This window comes from Bradyrhizobium sp. USDA 4504 (assembly GCF_054063995.1).
In genome coordinates, this window is record NZ_JBSSGV010000001.1 from 2,984,575 (window position 1) to 3,005,504 (window position 20,930).

The window sequence follows — 20,930 nt, forward strand, 5'->3', positions numbered from 1 at the left end:
CCGATAGGCCGCCTCACTCGATAGCGTGCGTCGCTCCCGCCGTGGTCGCATGAGAACAAAAAGGGGTTGATCGCCAGTCGATAGACGATACCTATGTTCATTCGACTCGAATTCGCCGGGATGCCAGGAAGCATGGGAAGCATTGTTCTGCTCGATCTGATGGGGGGCGTGGCGCTCCTGCTGTGGGGCCTGCACATGGTCCATAGCGGGATTCTGCGCGCCTTCGGACCGGATTTGCGGCTGCTGCTCGCCCGGGCGCTGCGCAATCGCTTTACCGCCCTTGGCGCCGGCCTCGGCCTGACCGCCCTGCTCCAGAGTTCGACCGCGACTGCCCTGATCACCAGTTCCTTCGCCGCCGAAGAGATCGTCAGCCTGGTGCCGGCGCTCGCGATCATGCTCGGCGCCAATATCGGCACCACGCTGATCGTGCAGGTGCTGTCGTTCAACGTCGCCGCCATCGCGCCGGTCCTGTTCATCGTCGGCCTCGTTGCGTTCCGCAGCGGGCCGCGCTCCCGGATCAAGGATCTCGGCCGCGTCTCGATCGGCCTCGGCCTGATGCTTCTGGCGCTGCACATCCTGCTCGATACGATGGCGCCCGCCGAGAATGCTCCGGGCGTGCGCGTGTTCCTGGGCGCGATCACCGGCGATCCCGTGCTCTGCATCCTGATCGGCGCCGTCGTCACCTGGCTGGTCCATTCCAGTGTCGCCAGCGTGCTGCTGGTGATGTCGCTGGCCTTTTCCCAGTTCATCTCGCCCTATGCCGCATTTGCGCTGGTGCTCGGCGCCAACCTCGGCAGTGCCATCAATCCGCTACTGGAGGGCGCGCGCCGCGACAATCCGGCGAGCTACCGGCTGCCGGTCGGCAATCTCGTCAACCGCGTCGTCGGCATCCTGCTGGTGGCGCCGTTCCTGCGCCCGATCACCGAGATCATCTACGCCTGGCAACCCGATCTCGCCAAGGCGACTGCGCTGTTCCACATCGCCTTCAACGTTGCGACCGCGCTGCTGTTCATCGGCGTGCTCGACCACATGGCGCGGCTGCTCGAGCGTCTGCTGCCGAAGCGAGCGCAGGAGACCGATCCATCACGGCCGCGCTATCTCGACGAGAGTGCGCTGGAGACGCCTTCACTGGCGCTGGCCGATGCGGCGCGCGAGGTGCTGCATATGGGCGATCACACCGAGGCCATGCTGCGCAAGGTGATGGCGGCGATGCTGACCAACGATCGCGCCCTGGTTGACCAGGTGTCGAAGATGGACAACACCGTCGACCGGCTGAACGAGGCGATCAAGCTTTACGTCACGAAACTCACCCGCGGCAGCCTGGACGAGCGCGAGGGCCAGCGCGCGATGGAGATCGTCGCGTTCGCGATCAATCTCGAGCATATCGGCGACATCATCGACAAGAACCTGAGCGAGCTCGCGACCAAGAAGATCAAGCATCGCCTGCAATTCTCCACCGAAGGCGCGGAGGAATTGTCGGCGTTCCACAAGCGCACGATCGACTCGCTGCGGATCGCGTTCGGCGTGTTCATGTCGGGCGATGCCAACGAGGCGCGCAAGCTGCTCACCGAGAAGGCGGCGCTGCGCGCGGCCGAATTGGCCGCCGTCGAGCGCCATCTGGAGCGCCTGCGCGAAGGCCGGCCCGAAACCATCGAGACCACTTCGCTGCATCTCGACGTGCTGCGCGACCTTCGCCGCATCCATTCGCACATCTGCTCGGTCGCCTATCCCGTGCTCGACGCCGCCGGCGAGACCGCCGCCGATCGCGAGAGCACCACCATGGAAGCGACCGACGTTGCGGCGCCCGTGCCTTCGAGCTCTCCGGGCTCCTGAGCCCGGCAAGGCCCGCCGCGCCGGCATGGCGTGATGCGATCTGCGCTCGCTATGTCGGCGGCCGATGTTCGGAGCCGAAACGCCGCGGCAGAAGCGCGGAGATGGCAGCGAGTTGGTCGATGCTGTCACGCTGGCGATCGAAAGCCCCGAGCAGATCGCCTTGCAGCAGCCGGCCGCCCGACAGCTTCATCCGAAGCGGATCGACGTTGCGGCCGTTGATCCGTACCTCGTAATAGAGGTGCGGTCCGGTCGAGAGCCCGGTCGATCCGACAAAGGCGATCGTCTCGCCCTGACGAACGCGGTCTCCGATCTTCAGCGCGGGCGGGAAGCTTGCGACGTGGGCATAGGTCGTCTCATAACCGCGGTCGTGCCGCACGCGGATATATTTCCCGTACCCGCGTTCGTACCCTTCGGTCTCGACGACGCCGGCGCCCGCGGCCGCGATGGGCGACCCATAGGGCGCCGCATAATCGACGCCCTCATGGAAACGGCGGTCGCCAAGGATCGGATGAATCCGCCAACCAAAGCCGTCGCCAAGGCGGCCGGTCACGACCGGCTTGCGCAACAGGAATTTGGTGATGGACTGGCCGGTCTCATCATAGAAATCGGAGCTGCCATCGTCCGGCGCCGTGAAGCGATAGTACCGGCGGGACTGTCCGCCCGCCGTCAAATCGATGAAGACCAACTCCGGCTGACCGATGTCGTTCGGCGCGTAGATGATCTCGGCCACATCGGCGTCGCCGAGCGGCTCGTCGAGATCGAAATCGCGGCCACAGAGCCGCATCAGTTCAGCAACGATCCCCTGGTCGACGTGGTTGGAGCGCGCAAGCGCGTCAAGGCCGTCACGCAGTGTTTCGCCCGGAACGGAATGCGTATCGATCGACTCACGCAGCGGGCTCTCGCTGCGCGCGGCGATGTCGGGCTGTTCGGGCGCGATCGGCTGGTATTGGCCGCCATCGGTGCGACCGACGGCGGACACATCGGAGCCGGCGCGTTCGATCGACACCTTCGCGACATGGCCGCGCGGCGAACCGGCGTCTTCGCCTTGTTCGATGACCGTGATTTTCTCGCCACCGGACAGCGTCTCCAGAGCGCCAGGCGACGGGAAAGCGGCCAGGATCGCCGGCGCGTCCTCCGCGGCCGCCGCCAGCGCCCGCAGAATGGCGGCCAGCGTGTCGCCGCTTCTCGCGATAATGACATGTCGGCGGTGACGCGACGACGTAGGCGACTTCGGAAGGTTGGTGACGTTGACAGCCTCGCCGATCGGAGCCGGCGGACGCGGCACGTCTTCACCGTCAGCATAGGCGCTGGTGCCGCCCGGCAGTGGGCGCCGCGCTGGACCTGTCCGTATGATGGCTGGCAGCTCCGACAGCAGGTCGTGTTGCGAGCCCGCTCGCGCGTCGTCCTTTTCGTCTCCCCGCGCTTCCTGGTGTGGCTCGAGATCGATCTCCGCGAGCCGCGCTGACACGCGGGTAAATCGACGGACCGCGCCGGCATCGCTCAGCTGCTCAATCTTGAGCGCAGCGGAATTGCCCTGCGGGCCGAGCCTCCGGTCGAGACGATCGCCGCGTCGCGCCTCGTCAACTACCTGCCCTGCGAAGCGCGGAAGTGACACGACCGGCGCGGCTGCGAATCGCGCGTGATCGCCAAACGCCCCGCGAAGCGCGCCGGCAAGAAGAGCGACGGCGGCGGATCCGATCAGAATCGTCCCCGCCATCCAGCGGAGGCTGACGGCGCGCCGGTCAGGCAATTTGCGCTCGCCGGTCAGCGGTGGCTCGTCAAGCGACGGAATATCGCGGACGCTCGATAGATAACCACCCCCTTTCGTCGCTTCGTCACGGCTGGTCATCAACGCCCCTCATCCCCTGGGGCACGGTCTCGAGATGCCACCACGCCCACGGCAAGCCGTAGATGCCATGCGGCTTGGGGCGAATGTTTGACCTTGGTTCAGATTCGGTCGCAATTGATGCCGGGCTGAGCCCGATGCTGGAATCTATCGAGATTCCCGAACAAGGCCTACCGCTCGCCGCTCCGACGATGACGGCAATCAGCTATCGAGCGTCTTCGACCCGCGGCCGCGGTTCTTCACGATCAGCATGATGTTGCGGATGTAGATCAGCGTGGCCAGCCCCTGCCCGATGATGATGACGGGCTCACGCTTGGCAAGCCCGTAGATCAGCGTCATCAGGCCGCCGCCCATCGAAAAGAACCAGAACGCCATCGGTACCACGCTCTGGCCGGCGCGCTCGCTGGAAATCCACTGCACGAGGAAGCGCGCGGTGAAGAACAGTTGCGCGATCAGTCCGAACGCCAGCCAGAAGTCGAACTTGGCGATGAACACGTCGTAGAGATAGGCGCTCAGCGCCTGACCGTACTGAATCAGCATCACTTCACCTCGGTCACGCCCGGCACACCAGTGACACCGGGCACTTCAGCGACCACTTCAGTGACGACCGGCGTCGGCTTCTTGCGGCGGATCAGCCACCACACGCCGGCGAGATCCATGATCCCGATCCATAGCCGGTCGAAAAATCCATAGTTCGACACGCCGGAATGGCGCGGCCGATCGACGACGTCGACATAGGCAATCGCCAGCCCCTCGCGGCGGACCAGTGCCGGAAGAAAACGATGCAGCCCGTCGAAGTAAGGCATCGCCAGAAACACCTCGCGCGGAAACGCCTTCAGGCCGCATCCGGTGTCGCGGGTGCCGTCGCGCAGGATGATGCCGCGCACCGTGTTGGCGATGCGCGATTGCAGCTTCTTGAAGCCGGTGTCCTTGCGCCCGACGCGCTGGCCCGCGGCGAGGCCGACGCGACCGTTGCCGCTTTCGACCGCCGCGATCAGGTCCGGCAGGAAGGCGGGATTGTTCTGCCCGTCACCGTCGAGCGTCGCCACGATCGCGCCGCGCGCGGCGCGCACGCCGCTGCGCACGGCCGCCGACTGGCCCGACGAGGTTGCGTGGCGGAGCTGCCGGAGATTGCGCCGCCCGGCCATGACCGCGCTCAGCCGCTCGCCGGTGGCATCGGTCGAGCCGTCATTGACGTAGACGATCTCGTAGGCCCAGCGTCCGTCGAGCGCGGCCGCGATCTCGGCGATCAACGGCGCGATATTGTCCGCCTCGTTGCGCACGGGCACGACGATGGAAACGGCGACCGGCATCTGGTCGGGAGCAGGCAAATCGGCACTCGTGGTTGGTGTTGTCGGCGATGGAACCAGCCCGATCCGGCCGTCGGGCGACCGCTTTTATGGGGCGAAGGCGCTCCTCGCAACCCTTTTGAGACGCCCGTCCGACGGTCCTGACAGCGCCACCACAGTGCCGTCGCGATGAATGGCAAAACCAAGGCGGCGGGCGGCGAACCAGTAGCGCACGACCATTGCGCCGATCACCCCGACCAGCGCGCCGGCCACCACGTCGCTCGGATGATGCGCCAGCAGCACGAGCCGGGTCGCGGCGATGACCAGCGCGTAGACCAGCATCGCGAACCGCGCGCCCGGCCACACCGCGGACACCGCAAAGGCAAGCGCGAACGCCGTGATCGAATGTCCCGACGGAAAGCTCGAATAGGCCTCGGTACCGGCGAAATGCTGGAAGTTGAAGGCATTGGCCTTGCCGCCGACAAAGGGCCGCCCGCGGCCGACGATCCACTTGATCAATTCGCCGACAGCGACCGAGAGCACGACCGACAGAAACAGGTATTGCAGCCTTGTCCCGAAGCCAAGCAAGGTGGCGCGCGGCACGCCGCGCAGCGCAGGCGCCGCCAGCGCGACCGCGATCAGCAGCAGGCCAAGCGCGCACAGCACATACTCGTCCTTGCCGAAATCGGTGAGCGTCTTCACCCACCAGAGACCCGGCGTGCCGCGTGGCGGCATCAGACCGATCTCGGTGACATCGAACGCATACATCAGCGTGATGATCACGGCGCCGACGATGACGACGAGCAAAAGTCCGTGGCGCGCGGAGCGGCGCGCCGCCTCGGCGCGGCGCGAATGCGACGGCGCCCGCACGAGCTGGGCAAAGGACAGCCAAACCAGCGTCAGCAATCGTCCGAAATAATTGGCAGAATCCGGGATGGCTGGCGGCGCCGGCATGTCATTCCGTCCCTTCGGAACGGAAGATCGCGATCGAGACCGCCTTGCCCTGCGAGATGTTGTAGCCCTCGACGCGCACCGGCGCGTTGTAGCGCAGGCCAATCGCCTCGGCGCGCTGCACGAAGGCGCGCTCCGAGCGCTGTTCGACCAGCGCGAAGCGGCAGGAGCCCTGCCCGAGGAAATCCGCGGCGCCCGATCCGTCGGTGAGCAGCGTCGAGGTATCGGTCATGAACACGAGGCTCGGCTCGTGGAAGCCGGCGGCTGCCGCCTTCGGGCCGACGCAGGTCACGTTGCGCAAGGCGCGTGCGACCTCCTGGCTCGGAAATACGGTGGTAAGCCGCGGCAGCACCACACCATAGGTGCCGGCTGCCATCAGCGCCGCGGCAATCACCGCATTGAGCAGCGAGCGCTCGGCGCGGCTGTCCTCGAACAACCACCACGCGATCAGGCCGAACACCATCGCGACGGCGAACAACGGCCAGGCCGGAAACACCGGTTGATGGATCGCCTTGATGGCGCCGACGATCACCAGCACCGCGCCGAAGGCGGGGATCGCGAACCACCAGGCGGCGCCCCGCAAGAGCCACGGCGAGCGCGACAGCACGCGCCGCTCCAGCGCGCCGACGGTCAGGATCGCGATCGCCGGATAGAGCGGCAGCACGTAATGCGGCAGCTTGGTCAGCACGGCCTCGAACACGATCCAGGACGGGATCAGCCAGGCCAGCAGGAACTGCGCACCGGGCTCGCGCCGCGCCCGCCAAACCGCAGGCGCCGCCATGCCGGCGAGCGGCGCACCGGGCCAGAACGTGATCCAGAACAGCAGCAGATAGAGTCCAGGCGGCGCGCCATGGGATTCCTGCGCACCGAGCTTGCTCAGCATGTCGCCGCCGACCGAGTCGGCAAAGAAGGTCTCGCCGGCGCGCAGGAAGATCAGCACGAACCACGGCAGCACCAGCACGAGGGTCCACATCAGCCCCCAGACCGGGCGCATGCGCCAGAACCAGGCCGCCGATCGATCGAGAATCGCAAGCCCCGCCATCGCAAGGCCGACGAACATCAGGATCAGCGGCCCCTTGAGCAGGATGCCGACCGCCAGTGCCGTCCAGAAGACCGCGGGCGGACCCCATGAAGGGTGTGCGGGATCCTCGCCGCGCTGCCACGACAGATAGACTCGCGCCATCGCGCCCATCGCCGCGGTGACGGTCAGCAGCAGCATCGCGTCGGTCTTGGCGAGCCGCGCTTCGACCCCGAGCAGCACGCAGCTTGCCATCATCAGGGCGGCCAGCAACGCCCCCTGCCGCGTCACGAAGGCCAGCGCCGTCCAATAGGTCAGCAAAACGGCGCCGATGGCGCCGATCAGGGACGGCAGGCGGTACACCCAGATGCGGACCTGGGCGCGCGGCACCCCGAGCGCGGAGACGGTCTTCAGCGCAGCCGCCTGCATCCAGTAGATGCCAACCGGTTTCTTGTAACGGACGTCGTCCTGGAAGCGGATGTCGACGAAATCGCCACTCTCGACCATCTGCTTGGTCGCCTGGGCAAAGCGGACCTCGTCACGGTCGATCGGCGGGATGGTGAAGAAGCCCGGCAGGAACAGCACGAGGCAGGTCAGCGTCAGGAACAGGATCGAACGCCATTGGCTGGCCGTTGCGAACTCGAACGCCATGAACAGCCTGCGGCTCGAATGCGCAGGTTTTACAAACTGTTGCCCTGCTCCGAAGCGCCGGGGTTGGAGGCCATCCACCATGGGTTTCGCATACGATGAAACCGCAGCGCAAACAACCGTGCTGTTCCGCTTTCCGGCCGTGCCGCTCCGCTTTCCCGTGCGATCATTGCACGCGGATCACAACGGTATCCGCGGCCCCCGTGGCGTCGATCACGGTGAGCCGCGCAAAGCCCGGCCCGGGCGGCTCGATCAGGCGCTGGCGCCGGCTGTCGATGTCCCCGGCTGAGACACCATTCACGAGCACCGTCAGCGGCAGCACCCCGCCGGCAACCTTGACCGGCAGCGCGGCATTGCGGCCGCCCTCGGATTGATCGACATCGATGCGCGAGCCGTTCAGCGGAAACTGGATGTGCGGAGCCTGGTCGTTGCCGCTACGGACCAGTTCGCCGAGCGGCCGGAAGCGGCGCAGCGGCGGCGGCAGTTTCGCGTTGGATGCGACCAGCACGCCGCGTGGCGGCTTCGGCAATGCCGCCGGGATTTTGCCGGTGCGTGCAAAGGCGTCGAACAGGATCGGCGCCGCGGCGGTGCGGCCCACCAGACCCGGCACCGGCGCGCCGTCGGGACGGCCGACCCAGACGCCGATCGTGACGCGGCCGTCGAAGCCGACCGACCAGGCATCGCGATAGCCATAGCTGGTGCCGGTCTTGAACGCGATCCGGTTGTGCACGCCGTTCTCCGGCGGCGGCGTGCCGAGCAGGACGTTGCCGACCTGCCAGGCCGCAGCCTGATCCATCAGCCGCATCGTGTCGCGGCTGTCATTCTCCTGCATGATCTCGCGCAACGGTTTAGTCGCGCCGAGCCGTGCCAGGCCGGAATAGAGCTGAGCGAGATCCTGCAACGTGATGCCGACACCGCCAAGACCCATCGCAAGGCCCGGCGCCTCGTCCTTCGGCAGCACGAGACTGGTGCCGGCCTGCTTCAGCCGCGACGACAGCCGGCTGGCACCGACCCGGTCGAGCAGCGCGATCGCCGGCACGTTGAGCGACAATTGCAGCGCCTTGCGGATCGGCACCGTGCCCTGGAACGTCATGTCGAAATTTTCCGGCGCGTAGGTGCCGAAGCGGATCGGCCGGTCCTCGATCAGGCTGTCGGGATGGACAAAGCCATCCTCGAAGGCAAGGCCATAGATGAACGGCTTCAAGGTCGAGCCCGGCGAGCGCACCGCGCGCGTCATGTCGACCTGCCCGGCCCGCCGCTCATCGAAATAATCCGCCGAGCCGACGCGCGCGAGCACGTCGCCCGTCTCATTGTCGACCACGACGATCGCAACCGAGACGTCAGGCCCCTGCGCGATGGCGCGGTCGCGCGCCAGCGCCTCCAGGTTCCGTTGTAGCGCGGCGTCGAGCGTCAGCTTGATGACGGGCGCATCCTTCATCGTCGCGATCGCCTGATCGGACGAATGCGGCGCCAGGATCGGAATCTGCTTGCGCATCTTCGGCACCGCCGTCGCAGTGGCCTGCGCGGCATCGTCCTTGGACACCACGCCATCCTCGACCATGCGCTCGAGCACGCGGTCGCGGGCGGCGTGGGCGGCGTCCGGGTAACGATCGAGCCGCCGCCGCTCCGGCGATTGCGGCAGCGCCACCAGCAGCGCGGCTTCGGCGAGCGACAGCCGCTTCGGCTCCTTGCCGAAATAGGCAATCGAGGCGGCACGGATGCCCTCGAGATTGCCGCCGAACGGCGCCAGCGCAAGATAGAGATCGAGGATCTGGTCCTTCGAGAGCTGCCGCTCCAGTTCGACCGCCCGCACCATCTGCCGCAGCTTTGCGTAGACCGAGCGCTGGTGGCGCGGCTCGATCAGCCGCGCCAGCTGCATCGTGATCGTCGAACCGCCCGAGACGATATGACCGCTGGTGAGAAGCTGGAATGCGGCGCGCGACAGCGCCAGCGGATCGATGCCGTGATGCTCATAGAAGCGCTTGTCCTCATAGGCGAACAAGAGCTTCAGATAGGTGGGATCGACTGACGTCTTCGCATCGACCGGCAGCCGCCAGCGCCCGTCCGTCATCGCATAGGCGCGGAGCAGCTTGCCGTTGCGATCGATCACCGTGGTCGAGACCTGCTGCGCCTTGTCGAGCGGCAACGGCCCGAGCGAAACGATCCAGGCGGCGAAGGCGCCGGTGATCGCAATAAGGACGACGGCCATTGCGGCCGCGACGCGGAGCGCCAGCCGCCCGCTGCGCTTGTCATGCCCGGGCTTGACCCGGGCATCCACATCCTTCGTTCGCATGGACGCGCCTATGAATGGCCGGGTCAAGCCCGGCCATGACGAGAAGAGTTTGCGCCGCGCGTCCTTGTTCATTTCGCCGGCTTCACCTCAACCGCACCGGTTCCGCTGCGGCCATAGCGCGAGGGATTGTACATGTCCTCGACATAGGCCTGCGGCAGCACATATTTGCCCGGCGACACCGCGCGCACGACATAGGCGACCGTAAACACCGCTTTGTCGTTGGCGCCCCGATCGATCGCCGCCGTGAAGCGGTCATCGCGGAACTCGGTGTTCTTCGGCTCGACGCCGTCCTCGATCCACGCGAGCGTGCCGGAATCCCCCGATGACACCAAGTTCGGGTTGTCGATCTCGAGCCCGGCCGGCAGATAGTCGGCCACCATGATGTGACCGAACTCCGGTTTGGCTTCCGTCACCTTCAGGACAACCGCGAAGCGGTCATTCTGTTTCGCCTTGGTGACATCGGCCGGCTTGCCGTCGAGCGTGAAATAGCTGCGCTCGATCTTGAAGCCGTTGGAGGCCGCCGGCTCCGGCGTGACCGGCGAGCCCGACACCGAGATCACCGCCTGCACCGGCGCATCGCCGGTATTGGTGATCCTGAGCGGCTGGCCGGTCATCTCCTCGGCCTTGTAGCTGCGATAGACCGCGGTCTTGACCGGCTGGCCGTTGATGTCGAGCGCCAGCGTCTCCTTGGCGAGCGCCCGCGCCGCCAGCACCATCCACGCATTTTCCTGCGTCGAGGTGTAGGGCGACAGTCCCCGCGCCGCCTCGACCCGCAGCACGGCTTGGGTCAGCGTGGTGCGCGGTGCATTGCCTTCGCCAGCGAGCGAGACCAGCGCAGCAGCATCGCGCAGCGCCGAGCCGTAGTCGACCCGGCCGAACTCGATCACGGGTTTCGGGTTCAGCGCATCGAGCGCGGCACCATAGACCCGCTCGGCCCTCGCCTTGTCGCCGACCAGCGCCAGCGCCGCCGCAAGCTGGGCCTTGGAGATCGGGGTCGCCAGATTGTTCAGCTTGGTGTCGGCGAGATAGCGCAGATCACCGATCGGCGCCGCGCCGTTGCGCGCGAGCACATAGAGGCCGTAGGCCAGATCGCGGCCGCCGTCCTTCTCCGGCTCGTTGGCATTGACCACCGAGTTCCTGACGCGGTCGAGCGCGTTCTTGAACAGCACGTCCGGCACCGCAAAGCCCTTTTCGCGGGCCCGGGTCAGGAAGTCTGTGACGTAGGCATCGAGCCAGGCGTCGTCGCCGCCCGCCGACCACAGGCCAAACGAGCCGTTGGACCCCTGTCGAGCGAGGAGCCGCTCGATCGCGTCGCGGATGCGCTGGTCGACCGCGGTGTCCATCGCAAGATGGGCACCGGCGGCGAGATCATTGACATAGAGCAACGGCAACGCGCGGCTCGTGATCTGCTCGGAGCAGCCATACGGGTAGCGGTCGAGCGCCTTCAGAATGCTCGCGGCATCGAGCGCGGTCGACAGGCTCGCCGAGACCGAAACGCTGCCGGTACCCGGCACAAGATCGGAGAACATGTCCGAGGTCAGCGTCAGGCTTTCGCCCTTCGCCAGCGTGCGGATCGAACGGCGCGCCAGAACCTGGGTCGCCGGCTTGACGTCGAGCGCATAATGCCGCGCCAGCGTCAGCCCGTTCGGCCCGGAGATGTCGACGTCGAACTCGGCACGTCCGGCGCCGCCGGCCTCGAGGCCCAGCGACAGCGAGGAGCGCTGCTTGGCGGCGAGCTTCACCGTCGTGGTCGAATTGCCGGAAGCTTTAATCGGGCCGCTCGCCTTGACGCTGATGGCATAGTTGCCGGCGGCACCTTCGACATTGTCGATATCCATGCTGATGGTGCCCTTGTCACCGGTCAGCACGAAGCGCGGCAAGGTCGCGGTCACCACCACGGGATCGCGCACGATCACGTCGACATTGGCGCGGCCGACCTTGGTTGCGCTCCACGCCACCGCCATCACCCGCGCGGTGCCGGCAAATTCCGGGATATCAAAGCTCACCTCGGCCGTCCCGTCAGGCCCGACCGTGAGGATGCCGGAATAGAGCGCGAACGGCTTCTGCGTTGGCGGCGAGCCCTGCAGCTCGGCGCCGGCAGAGTCGCCGCCGCTGCGGATCTGGCCGCGGGTACCTTGCATGCCGTCGATCAGCTGGCCGTAGAGGTCGCGGATCTCGGCGGTCAGACGGCGCTGGCCAAGGTAGTAGTCGTCCGGCGCCGGCGGCTTGTAATTGGTCAAATTGAGAATGCCGACATCGACCGCGGCGAGCACCACCTTGGCATCCTCGCCGGGATTGAGCCCGCCGAGCTTGACCGGGATCTTCAGTGTCGAGCCCGGCCGCACCAACGCGGGCGGCGACAGTTCGACGGCAAGCGTGCGCGCTTTCTTGTCGATGCCGAACCATTTCAGTCCGATCGCGCGGCCGGGCATGCGCCCGGCGGCGGCATCGAGCGGACGGCGCAACGTCGTCATGACATACGCGCCGGTGCCCCAGTCCTTGCCGACGGGGAGCTTGACCTGCCGGGTGCCCTCCGTGACGTCGACGCTTTGGGTGGTCAGCAGGCGGTCGCCAAGCACATAGACCGTCAGCTTGCCTGACGTGCGCGCATTGACTGACACGGTCATCGTGTCGCCCGAGGCATATTCCGGCTTGTCGATCGAGGTTTCCAATAGATCGGGCGTGTCGGCGCTGCCGTCGGAATACCAGCCGACGTCGAACTGCACCGAGGTGACGGGGCCATCGGCGTCGGTCGATTTCACGTCGAGCCGGTAGCGGCCGGGCTGCGGCTGGAAGGCCAGGCGCATCGGCTTGTCGGCCGCGAGGTTGACGTCGCCATCGGCGACGCGGCGGGTCGACTTGACCGGCTCATACTGCCAGGACGAATTCTGCCGGTACCACTGGTAACGCGACTCCAGCTTCAACAGCTCGTAGCGCAGCCCGTTGCGCGGCAGCTGCTTGCCGTCGGGCGCGACGAACACGACGTCGAACTCGGCCTTGTCGCCCTCGGTAACGCTCTTGTCGCCGAACAGCGGCTTGACGCCGATCAGCGAGGCGCTAGGCGCCACCGGCAGCACGATCTTGCGTTCCACCGAGCGGCCGCCGGTCTCCGCCATGCGGATGTAGATCTGGGCCTCCTGTGGCCGCGTCGAGGTCGGCACCTTCTCGAGCTTCACCGGAAAGGTCGCCGCGCCGTTGGCATCGGCCTCCGGCAGGTCCTCGATCGGGGTCCGCTCGTTGCTCGCGGTCTGCTCGTCGTCGACGCCGAACTGATAGCCGGCATAACCGGGCCGGCCGTTCGCCGCGGGCGCTACCAGCATGTCGCCCTCGAGCTGCAGGCCCGAGGCCGGCGCGCCGTAGAGGAAATGGCCGGAGACCTGAAGCTCCACTGGAACTTCAGCTTTGATCACCTTCTCCTTGCTGGTCAGATCGAATTCGACCCGTTCGGGAATGTAATCCTCGACCATGAAGGTGGTCTCGCCGACCGACGAGCCCTTCGGGTCGGTAAAGACACGGGCGCGCCAGGTGCCGGTCGACACCGCCGAATTGAGCGCCACCGCCAGCATCCGGCCGCCGGCGCCCTGGTCGGGCAGCACGGCGCGGCGGAATTCGACGCCGTCGGGGCGCTCGATCACCATGGTCAGCGGCGTCCCGGTCAGGGCGTTGCCCTGCCCGTCGCGCAGCAGGGCGGTCAGATAGACGGTCTCGTTGGAGCGGTAGACGCCACGTTCGGCGTAGACGAAGGCGTCCGCGCCGGCCGGGATCGCCCGGCCCGCGACGCCGCGGTCGGTGAGGTCGAACGCATTGGTTTTCAGGCTCAGGAAGGCGTAGTCGGCCTTCTCGCCCATGACCGTCAGCAGCGCCGGCGACAACCCGCCCTCGCCGCGGGCCAGGCCTTGCTCGAACAGCACGTGGCCTGCGGCATCGGTCTTGCGCGTGGCCAGGATCTCATTGTTGCGGGCGACCAGCTTCACGTCGGCGTTGGCGACCGGTTCGGTCGAAGCCAGCGAGTTGACGAAGACGTGGATACCGTCATTGCCGGAAAAGGCCGACAGGCCCATGTCCGAGACGATGAACCATTGCGTCGCCAGCGTGCCGTCGTCGTCGGTGCCCGGCCCCTTGGCCGCGGCGGTCATGACATAGACACCGGGTTGCAGGTCGCCGAGCGCCTGGTCGACCGGAAACGCCGTGACGACGTCCTGGTTCAGCGTAGTCGCTGTCGCAAGCTCGCCGGACCACACCTTGACGCCGCGCTGGTCGCCGAGATCGGAGAGCTGATAGCGGCTCAGCGTGCTCTGGAAGTCGCTGTCGATCACCGTGTTGATCAGGTTGCGGTCGCCGATCCGGAAGACGTCGACCTTGACCGCCGGCGTGTTGACGCTGACCACCGGGATACCGCGCTGTCCGGTCCGCGGCAGCACATAGGCCCGCCCGGTGAACCGCACGAACGGCTTGCGGTCGCGGACATAGATGTTGAACTCGGCCGATTTCGGCAGGGTCTCCTTGACAGTCGACGGCAGGCCGGCGCGCAGATTGATGTTGTAGCGCTCGCCATGCTTGAGCCCGTCGACGCAGAGCTGCTGGCCCTCCGCCGACAAGGCCGGCTTGTCGGTGCCGGCGAGCGCGAGATACGGCGCGAAGTCGACGCGCTTGGCGAGTTCCTCCGAGAACTGGAAGCAGGCCCGCGGCGAGGCGGCGTCGGAATCGACGGTATAATCGAGCAGCCGGAAACCGTGCTCGTCGCGCATCTTCTCGTACTGGCCGCGGACATCGGCGACCTCGCGCATGTCGAGCGACAGCCGCAAGCTGTCCAGCGCGGGGCGCCACAGCTTGCGTTCGGCAAGCGCTTTGCCGAGCACGGCCAGCGCGTCAGCCTCCTCGCCCGCATTGCCGGCGCGCTGATAGGCGATGTAGGCGGCAGTGGAAGCGCGCTCCATCAGGAACGTCTGTTCGCTTGAGCTCGCCGACCGGATCTGGAAGATCGTCCTGGCGAGGCGCAGCCAGTTGGCGCCGTCCTCTGGCGTGGTCGCCGCGATCTGGCCGAGGATCTGCAGCCCGCCGCGGAAATCATTGCGCTTGAAGGCGGCGTCGGCGTCGGTGCGCAGGGTCGCGCCCGACTTGTTGACCGCGCCGGCCTCGTTCTTGATCTGGGCTTCCAACTTGATCGCGGAATCGGCGAGATCGTCGCGCTTGAAGGCCTTGTCCGCGGCCTGGGCGCCCACCAGGGCGAGCAGCAGCGTGGCGCATATCGTGGCGGCACGAACCAATCCGATCATGATGGAGCTCCTGAACGCCCCGCGGTCGAACGCCGCGTTGGGGCCAAAAGTGCGCGAAAAGGTGACGGAGTGAAGGCGCGGACATGAACGGACGAAAACGTCGCAGATCGCATTGCCGACATTCCTTTGACCACCCCGGCGGCAGCGTCGTGCGGCTCGGCAGGCTGGACAGGCCAACGCAGGGCGGGCGCCCTGCTCGCCTTTGTCGTTCGACCACAAAAATCGGTTCGGACGGACTTGGCGGAAAGGCGGATTTTTCATATTGGCGGTGCTACAAGGCCGCCACGGTCCCGTAGCTCAACTGGATAGAGTAGCGGATTTCTACTCCGCGGGTTGCAGGTTCGAATCCTGCCGGGATCGCCACCCTACTCCCCCTCAATGAAACCATTTTTCGCAAGCCGCGAAGCCGGCCGGAAACAAACCCGGCGTAGTGTCCCTGGGATTGGACCAAGGGGCTTCGGTCATGTGGGATTTCATCAACGAATTGTATCGGGATTTCTGCCTGGCTCGCCTGCAGGAGATGCGCAAGCTCGAGCATCATATCTGACCGGGCGGAGCATCGGTGGCGATCAGCCGTTCTCGCGCCGCGGCTTGGATCACCCCAGACAATCGGACCTTTGCCAGCGCACAAGCAGCCAACACCAATCCATCGCGGGACGCCCAGTCCCCGTATGATTACGGGGGCGCTCGAACCTTGGCGCCGGTTTTGCAGACACAAACATGACTGGGATTGCGGGCCCAGATTGGAACAGGCGCCGCCGGGACAATGCATTTCGAGCCCGGCGGCGTAATTTTTCGGGACGGGCTCACCGCCATGATCCGAACGGTCCGGCGTCAGTGCCGGGACCATTCCCTTGCTTCGCCCGCGGCCTCTCCTGCCTGGAAATCAAGCACGCTCGTTCGACGTCGATAGCTCCACCATCGAGGTGTCAGCCGGCACGGCGATGAAAAGGATCGCCGCTGGTTGATCGTCGTCCTCCTGGCCGGTCGCTCGCGAACGTCGACCGTCGGCAGCAATCAAACCAATCTCTAAGGCTCTCTTAACCACAAGCGAAGGCCGCACGCGGGGTCATGGGCCGATTGCGCGCCGATCCGCGTTGTCCAGCACCATGCGTGTGACAAGCCGTCCGATCGCCTCTGCTCTGTGTGGTGCGGCGGTTCTCGCTGCGCCGCTCGCAGCCGCCAATGCGCAGCAGGTGCAGGCCGGAACGCTTGAGTGTCGTGGCGGACCCGATACCGGGTTCGTGGTGGGTCCGGTGACCAACCTCAATTGCGTGCTGCACGTCGATAGCACGCCGGACAGGCGTTATGTCGCGGCCATCCGCAACCTCGGCGTTTTGATCGGAGATCAAGAAGTCGCCATGACCTGGAAGGTGATGGCGCCCGTGCCGTGGCTTGGAAGCGACGATCTCGCCGGCGGCTACGCCCATGCCGACGGCGCCGGCGTCAACGTTCTCGCCGGCGGCACGAATACGCCGATCACGCTGCATCCGTTGAACGAGCGGAACGTCCCCTCAACGCCGCCCCTGAAAATCGAGAACCTCGAGATTCGGCCGGTGGACCGCTGACCCTGAGCGCAGCTAGGCGATGGCCGGCGCGGCCGCCGGAATGCACAACGCCGTCCGCTTGAAATAGATGCGGACGGCGCTGGCCCTAGCCCCAGGAAGGTGATGCAAAATCCTGACAGCTCCAAGTCTGCACACTTTGTGCCAGCGGCGCATGTCCCAAATTGGCTATCACGCGGCATGGCCCAAATGGGCCATTTGGAAACACAGAAACAAAGATAGGTTAGGCATCGAGGCGCCGGCGACGGTGCCTCACGACCAAAGTGTCTACTTGGCCTCAGCGTGGCCCACGCGCTGAGGCCTTTCTTTTTCGATGTTCGCCGTGTGCCGTGAAATCACTCGCGTCTTTATCATTCAGCGCACGAAACGATTCCGTAGTTCTCCGTGCGTGAACAAAGTTCCGGCGGCGATTGAGGGACTGATCGCTTTCCGTTCGTGCGATTGCAGGTTCCACTTGCCGTGAGCTCCGGCAGCGCGCTTCGCAATTTCTTAATCCAAGAATGTTTCTCTAGAGGATTGTGAGTGCGCGCATCGGTCGTCGATATTTTTCAGGACCGCGATGGACGATTCCCAGATCGTCCTTTTTGTTCGATGAGGATTTGCACGACCAAAACATCACGCGAGCGATGCGAACGCACAGCGCGCTCGGTCACGCCGCGAGAGTCTCACTTTGGTTTGCTCGGCCGATGCGCCATTCCCATATACACCCCACCGGCCTTCAATTCCGCCAGCATCTGGTCGATCCGCTTGCGCTGTGTTGCAGTTCGCACGCTGCGGCCGATCAAGTGCAGATAGTCGTTGCGCTGATACGGCGGGCGCGCCTTGAACGCCTGCATCGGTCCAGTCGCATCGAGCTCGCGGCGAATGCTCGCCGGCATCGCCGCGCGCGGTCGCTTCAACGTCACGCCGCCCTCCGATCGCCGGATCAGGACCGCCGCTTGGCTTCGACGTAACGTTTGAAGTTATCCAGGATCGCCTGCCAACCGCCGCGTTGCTGCTCGACCGAATGAGTATCCTCGCTGTCGAAGCTGACCTGCACCTTGACGCCGCCGGTCTCCGGCGTGAATGCGACCTGCGCGCTGCGATCGCCGAACGAATATTCGAGCAGCCGGGGCTCCTCGACCCTGGTGTAGGTGCCGGCGAAATCGAACCCCATGCTGCCGTCCTTGGCTTCCATCCGTGACGAGAAGGCGCCGCCGGTGCGCAGGTCGACGGTCGCGGCGGTCGTGTGCCAATCGTCGGAAGCCGCGTTCCACTGCTTGATGTCGTCGGGCGTCGTATAGGCGCGCCAGACATCCGCGATCGGCGCGGCAACGGTCATTTCGACGGCAATCCTCATATCTATTCCCTCGTAGCGATGGGTGAAGCTGACGCGCCTCCCGGGCGGCGCCGGACCGCGGCCATTCTATTAGGGCCATCGACGCCTTCGTCAAATGGCAATGCCCGGGCCGCCGGGAACATGAGGAGATCCGAGATGCCATTCGACCAACCAGATGGTGCGTGGTCGCCACAAGAATTTCGTCAGGAATGACCGTGTATGGAAGACGAGTCCAATGCCCGGAGAGCGCGTCATGCGGAACCTCAATACCGTCCTGAGCAAGCTGAACGACCGCCTGCTGCGGCTGGAGGGCGAATTGTTCGTGCTGCGATCGATCGCGCGCGCCGCCCTCACCGCCGGCGACGAGTCCGCCGTCCGCACCCGCAAGCTGCTCGAAGGCGCAAGGCTCGCGCTGTCAGACGAAGCCGAACGGCCGCTGGACGCCGCGACCGGGAAATACGTCGCGGCCGCGATCGCCATGGTCGAAGAGCTGCTTGAGAATCCCCGCGAGGCGGCCCCGCTGTTCAGGGTGATCGACGGCGGCAGGCGGGACGATTAGCGCGCTTGCGCCGAGCCTAGCCGGTACCCTGCACGGCCTTGTCATAGGCCTCGATCGTCAGCCTTGCCCTGACCGCAATATCCGCGCCCGTCATGCCCGGCTTGTAAAGGCTGCTGCCGAGACCGAAGGCGCGAATGCCTGCCTTCACATACTCGGCGAAATTCTGGTCCGAGACGCCGCCGACCGCGGCGATCATCACGTCCGGCGGCAGCACGGCGCGGATCGCGGTGATGCCGGCGGCGCCGAGCACGCTGGCCGGAAAGAATTTCAGGCTCGATGCCCCCGCGCGCGCGGCGAGCAGCGCTTCCGTCGGCGAGAACACGCCGGGCATCGTGATCATCGCGTGGTCCCTTGCACGCGCCAGCACCTCGACATCGACATTCGGCGACACCATGAGGCGGCCGCCGACGTCGTGCAGGCGATCGACGTCGGCTGCAGTCAGCACCGTGCCCGCGCCGATCAGAACATCGGCCGGCGCGCGCTTCGCCGCGATCTCGATCGAGCGGAACGGCTCTGGCGAGTTCAGCGGAATCTCGATCGCGGTCATGCCGGCGTCGAGCAACGCGCCGACGATGCCCAGCACCTCGTCCGGCTTGACGCCGCGCAGGATCGCGACCAGCGGCCGCTTCATCGGCGGAAACGGAATACTCATGCGTTGATCCCTCACTTCTTCCAGATCGCCGCCGCTGCGCCGGCGAGGCCACGGCGAACCGCCTCCTCCGCATCCATAACATTGAGCGGAATCGAAAGGCATTCGAGCGCCATCTGATAGAGCCGCTGCAACCGGCCCGAGGCAATCAGCGTAACCGGCGCTCCCTGCTCCCGCTCCGCAAGGCCCGCCGCGAGTTCGACGCCGATCAACGTGCCCGAGATCGTCTCGCGCGCGGCCTGTGCGTTGCCGCCGAACAGCAGCTGCCGCGATCGCACGCGAAACAGCAGATTGGCCGCTAGCGCCGGCGCCGCGAATGCCGCCGCGACCGCCGCGCGGAACGCATCGCCGTCAACAGCTTCCTCGGCGCCGGCGACGGCGTGCGACAGGATGGTGTCGCGCGCGACCGCGCTGAACAGCTCTCCGGTCATGAAGGTCGCAAAGCGTTCGACCGTTCCGCCGCGGACCCTCACCCATTTGGAATGCGTTCCCGGCATGCAGACGAGCGCCTCGCCCGGCGCATTCAAGCCGAGCGCCCCCAGCAGCTGGGTCTCCTCGCCGCGCATGACGTCCGGCGCGGCGGCATCACGCTGCGCAATTCCAGGCAGGATACGGATCTCGCGCGTCTGCCCGCTGACCACGACAGCGCCCTTGAGGATGTCCGACAGATGCGCCGGCGTAGCGATATAGCCGGCCTCGACCCAGCCCTGCCGCGCGCCCGCCATGCCGCAGATCACGACCGGCAGGTCGGCCGGCACACCCAGCGCATCGAGATGCGATTGCAGCACGGCCGCAAAGCCGGTCCTGGCTGCCGCGGTCATGCCTTCATCGCTGCGGCGCTCACCGAGCACCTTGCCACCGGCGCCCGTCAGCCAGAGCCGGAAGCTGCTGGTGCCCCAGTCGACCGCGACATAGGAAAGCCCGCTCATCGCGCCCTGTTCCACGCTCTCAGTGTCCCGCGCGCCGACGGCGCCGCTGCCAGACGCGATAAAGGCGATCATCACGCCACGCAAGGCGGCTCGGTGGCGTGACGCCACGAGGCCTCGCTGGCATCGGACGCGCGGATCGATTACCGCGCGCCCTTCAGCGTGCAGGAGGTCGTGCAGGTCGTAACGTTGCCGCGATCACATTTGATGCAGGCGTTGACGCACTGATCCATGACCTTGGGATTGTACTGACTGTAAAGATTGGCCGCACAGCTGTTGGTCGATCCCGTAACCTCCGGGTCGGACCAGCAACCGGACAGTAAAAATGCTGCGGCACTCAAAATGGCGACCTTGCGCATAAGGCCTCCTGCCACGCCGTATCCGAGTAATGTTGCAAGTAACCTTGATGGGTTAGGTTAAATTCCGGTTTCAATTGCGGCCTTATTCGGAAGCAGTATTGCTTATCCACCGGACATTTCCCCAAGGTCCGGGCCCACACCGGCAAGGCCGTCAGGCGACCCCGCCTGGCGGCTTTGTTGCCCAGCAATGCACAAGGAAACCAACAAGATGGCCCGAAAGCCGCGGTGGTCGTTCAAGGAGGACCGACGACTGATGGAACTGGCACGCTCCTCGAAGTCCCTGGAGGAGGTCGTCAAGGCGACCGGCCGCTCGCCGGAGCGGATCAAGAAGATGGCGATGCGCCTCGGCCTGTCGATCAAGCCGCGCAGTACCACCAAGAAATGACTTGAAATACGGCCG

Annotated in this window: 16 protein-coding genes and 1 tRNA gene; 5 read left to right on the top strand and 12 right to left on the bottom strand. The window is 65.9% G+C overall.

Annotated elements, in window-relative coordinates; translation table 11 throughout:
- Positions 1–132 precede the first annotated feature (132 nt).
- Complete coding sequence (locus ACVMB1_RS13655; RefSeq protein ID WP_057016602.1) at positions 133–1,833, top strand: Na/Pi cotransporter family protein; 1,701 nt, start codon at positions 133–135, stop codon at positions 1,831–1,833.
- Positions 1,834–1,882: 49 nt separating this feature from the next.
- Here ACVMB1_RS13655 and ACVMB1_RS13660 read toward each other — a convergent pair whose 3' ends face one another.
- The 7 genes from ACVMB1_RS13660 to ACVMB1_RS13690 all read right to left on the bottom strand — a co-directional run bounded on the left by ACVMB1_RS13660 (position 1,883) and on the right by ACVMB1_RS13690 (position 15,154).
- Positions 1,883–3,682, bottom strand: coding sequence for a M23 family metallopeptidase (locus ACVMB1_RS13660; RefSeq protein ID WP_141340602.1), 1,800 nt, complete (start codon positions 3,680–3,682; stop codon positions 1,883–1,885).
- A gap of 198 nt (positions 3,683–3,880) precedes the next feature.
- Complete coding sequence (locus ACVMB1_RS13665) at positions 3,881–4,219, bottom strand: lipid-A-disaccharide synthase N-terminal domain-containing protein (protein WP_016845896.1); 339 nt, start codon at positions 4,217–4,219, stop codon at positions 3,881–3,883.
- A complete protein-coding gene (locus tag ACVMB1_RS13670; RefSeq protein WP_141340618.1) occupies positions 4,219–4,992 on the bottom strand; it encodes a glycosyltransferase family 2 protein in 774 nt (257 codons plus the stop codon). The genes ACVMB1_RS13665 and ACVMB1_RS13670 overlap by 1 nt, the downstream gene beginning before the upstream one ends.
- Before the next feature lie 84 nt (positions 4,993–5,076).
- Entirely contained in the window at positions 5,077–5,922 is an 846-nt protein-coding gene (locus ACVMB1_RS13675) for a phosphatase PAP2 family protein (RefSeq protein WP_141340603.1), read from the bottom strand.
- A 1-nt stretch (position 5,923) separates the two neighbouring features.
- Entirely contained in the window at positions 5,924–7,669 is a 1,746-nt protein-coding gene (locus ACVMB1_RS13680) for an ArnT family glycosyltransferase (protein ID WP_375162611.1), read from the bottom strand.
- Between the two features lie 82 nt (positions 7,670–7,751).
- Positions 7,752–9,878 (bottom strand): penicillin-binding protein 1C, encoded by a 2,127-nt coding sequence (gene pbpC, locus ACVMB1_RS13685; RefSeq protein WP_245311369.1) that lies wholly within the window; start codon positions 9,876–9,878, stop codon positions 7,752–7,754.
- Positions 9,879–9,946: 68 nt separating this feature from the next.
- On the bottom strand, positions 9,947–15,154 hold the full coding sequence (locus ACVMB1_RS13690; RefSeq protein WP_141340605.1) for an alpha-2-macroglobulin family protein: 5,208 nt from the start codon (positions 15,152–15,154) through the stop codon (positions 9,947–9,949).
- Positions 15,155–15,440: 286 nt separating this feature from the next.
- Between ACVMB1_RS13690 and ACVMB1_RS13695 the strand changes: the two genes are divergently transcribed.
- Together ACVMB1_RS13695 and ACVMB1_RS13700 are read left to right on the top strand one after the other, a co-directional pair.
- Positions 15,441–15,517, top strand: a tRNA-Arg gene (locus ACVMB1_RS13695).
- 734 nt (positions 15,518–16,251) lie between these two features.
- Positions 16,252–16,722 carry a DUF992 domain-containing protein gene (locus tag ACVMB1_RS13700; protein ID WP_456827555.1) on the top strand — a complete coding sequence of 157 codons (471 nt, stop codon included), beginning with the start codon at positions 16,252–16,254 and terminating at the stop codon, positions 16,720–16,722.
- A 662-nt stretch (positions 16,723–17,384) separates the two neighbouring features.
- Here the strand turns inward: ACVMB1_RS13700 and ACVMB1_RS13705 are convergent.
- Complete coding sequence (locus tag ACVMB1_RS13705) at positions 17,385–17,624, bottom strand: YdeI/OmpD-associated family protein (protein ID WP_141340607.1); 240 nt, start codon at positions 17,622–17,624, stop codon at positions 17,385–17,387.
- A 20-nt stretch (positions 17,625–17,644) separates the two neighbouring features.
- Complete coding sequence (locus ACVMB1_RS13710) at positions 17,645–18,058, bottom strand: SRPBCC family protein (protein WP_141340608.1); 414 nt, start codon at positions 18,056–18,058, stop codon at positions 17,645–17,647.
- Positions 18,059–18,290: 232 nt separating this feature from the next.
- Between ACVMB1_RS13710 and ACVMB1_RS13715 the strand changes: the two genes are divergently transcribed.
- A complete protein-coding gene (locus tag ACVMB1_RS13715; protein WP_057016599.1) occupies positions 18,291–18,596 on the top strand; it encodes a hypothetical protein in 306 nt (101 codons plus the stop codon).
- A 16-nt stretch (positions 18,597–18,612) separates the two neighbouring features.
- Here ACVMB1_RS13715 and ACVMB1_RS13720 read toward each other — a convergent pair whose 3' ends face one another.
- The 3 genes from ACVMB1_RS13720 to ACVMB1_RS13730 form a co-directional block, all read right to left on the bottom strand.
- Positions 18,613–19,248, bottom strand: coding sequence for a 2-dehydro-3-deoxy-6-phosphogalactonate aldolase (locus ACVMB1_RS13720; RefSeq protein ID WP_141340609.1), 636 nt, complete (start codon positions 19,246–19,248; stop codon positions 18,613–18,615).
- Positions 19,249–19,259: 11 nt separating this feature from the next.
- On the bottom strand, positions 19,260–20,174 hold the full coding sequence (locus ACVMB1_RS13725; protein WP_141340619.1) for a 2-dehydro-3-deoxygalactonokinase: 915 nt from the start codon (positions 20,172–20,174) through the stop codon (positions 19,260–19,262).
- A 140-nt stretch (positions 20,175–20,314) separates the two neighbouring features.
- The gene (locus ACVMB1_RS13730; RefSeq protein ID WP_026192800.1) at positions 20,315–20,530 is read right to left on the bottom strand and encodes a hypothetical protein; all 216 of its coding nucleotides are present in this window, start codon (positions 20,528–20,530) and stop codon (positions 20,315–20,317) included.
- Positions 20,531–20,738: 208 nt separating this feature from the next.
- Here ACVMB1_RS13730 and ACVMB1_RS13735 point away from each other — a divergent pair, with 208 nt between their 5' ends.
- A complete protein-coding gene (locus ACVMB1_RS13735) occupies positions 20,739–20,915 on the top strand; it encodes a hypothetical protein (RefSeq protein WP_166205288.1) in 177 nt (58 codons plus the stop codon).
- Positions 20,916–20,930: the final 15 nt, after the last annotated feature.

Bases quoted from the DNA above. Each gene is read 5' to 3' on its own strand.
- ACVMB1_RS13655 (WP_057016602.1), top strand. From the start codon at position 133: ATGGGAAGCATTGTTCTGCTCGATCTGATGGGGGGCGTGGCGCTCCTG.
- ACVMB1_RS13660 (WP_141340602.1), bottom strand. From the start codon at position 3,682: ATGACCAGCCGTGACGAAGCGACGAAAGGGGGTGGTTATCTATCGAGC.
- ACVMB1_RS13665 (WP_016845896.1), bottom strand. From the start codon at position 4,219: ATGCTGATTCAGTACGGTCAGGCGCTGAGCGCCTATCTCTACGACGTG.
- ACVMB1_RS13670 (WP_141340618.1), bottom strand. From the start codon at position 4,992: ATGCCGGTCGCCGTTTCCATCGTCGTGCCCGTGCGCAACGAGGCGGAC.
- ACVMB1_RS13675 (WP_141340603.1), bottom strand. From the start codon at position 5,922: ATGCCGGCGCCGCCAGCCATCCCGGATTCTGCCAATTATTTCGGACGA.
- ACVMB1_RS13680 (WP_375162611.1), bottom strand. From the start codon at position 7,669: ATGGTGGATGGCCTCCAACCCCGGCGCTTCGGAGCAGGGCAACAGTTT.
- pbpC (WP_245311369.1), bottom strand. From the start codon at position 9,878: ATGCGAACGAAGGATGTGGATGCCCGGGTCAAGCCCGGGCATGACAAG.
- ACVMB1_RS13690 (WP_141340605.1), bottom strand. From the start codon at position 15,154: ATGATCGGATTGGTTCGTGCCGCCACGATATGCGCCACGCTGCTGCTC.
- ACVMB1_RS13710 (WP_141340608.1), bottom strand. From the start codon at position 18,058: ATGAGGATTGCCGTCGAAATGACCGTTGCCGCGCCGATCGCGGATGTC.
- ACVMB1_RS13715 (WP_057016599.1), top strand. From the start codon at position 18,291: ATGCGGAACCTCAATACCGTCCTGAGCAAGCTGAACGACCGCCTGCTG.
- ACVMB1_RS13720 (WP_141340609.1), bottom strand. From the start codon at position 19,248: ATGAGTATTCCGTTTCCGCCGATGAAGCGGCCGCTGGTCGCGATCCTG.
- ACVMB1_RS13725 (WP_141340619.1), bottom strand. From the start codon at position 20,174: ATGAGCGGGCTTTCCTATGTCGCGGTCGACTGGGGCACCAGCAGCTTC.
- ACVMB1_RS13730 (WP_026192800.1), bottom strand. From the start codon at position 20,530: ATGCGCAAGGTCGCCATTTTGAGTGCCGCAGCATTTTTACTGTCCGGT.
- ACVMB1_RS13735 (WP_166205288.1), top strand. From the start codon at position 20,739: ATGGCCCGAAAGCCGCGGTGGTCGTTCAAGGAGGACCGACGACTGATG.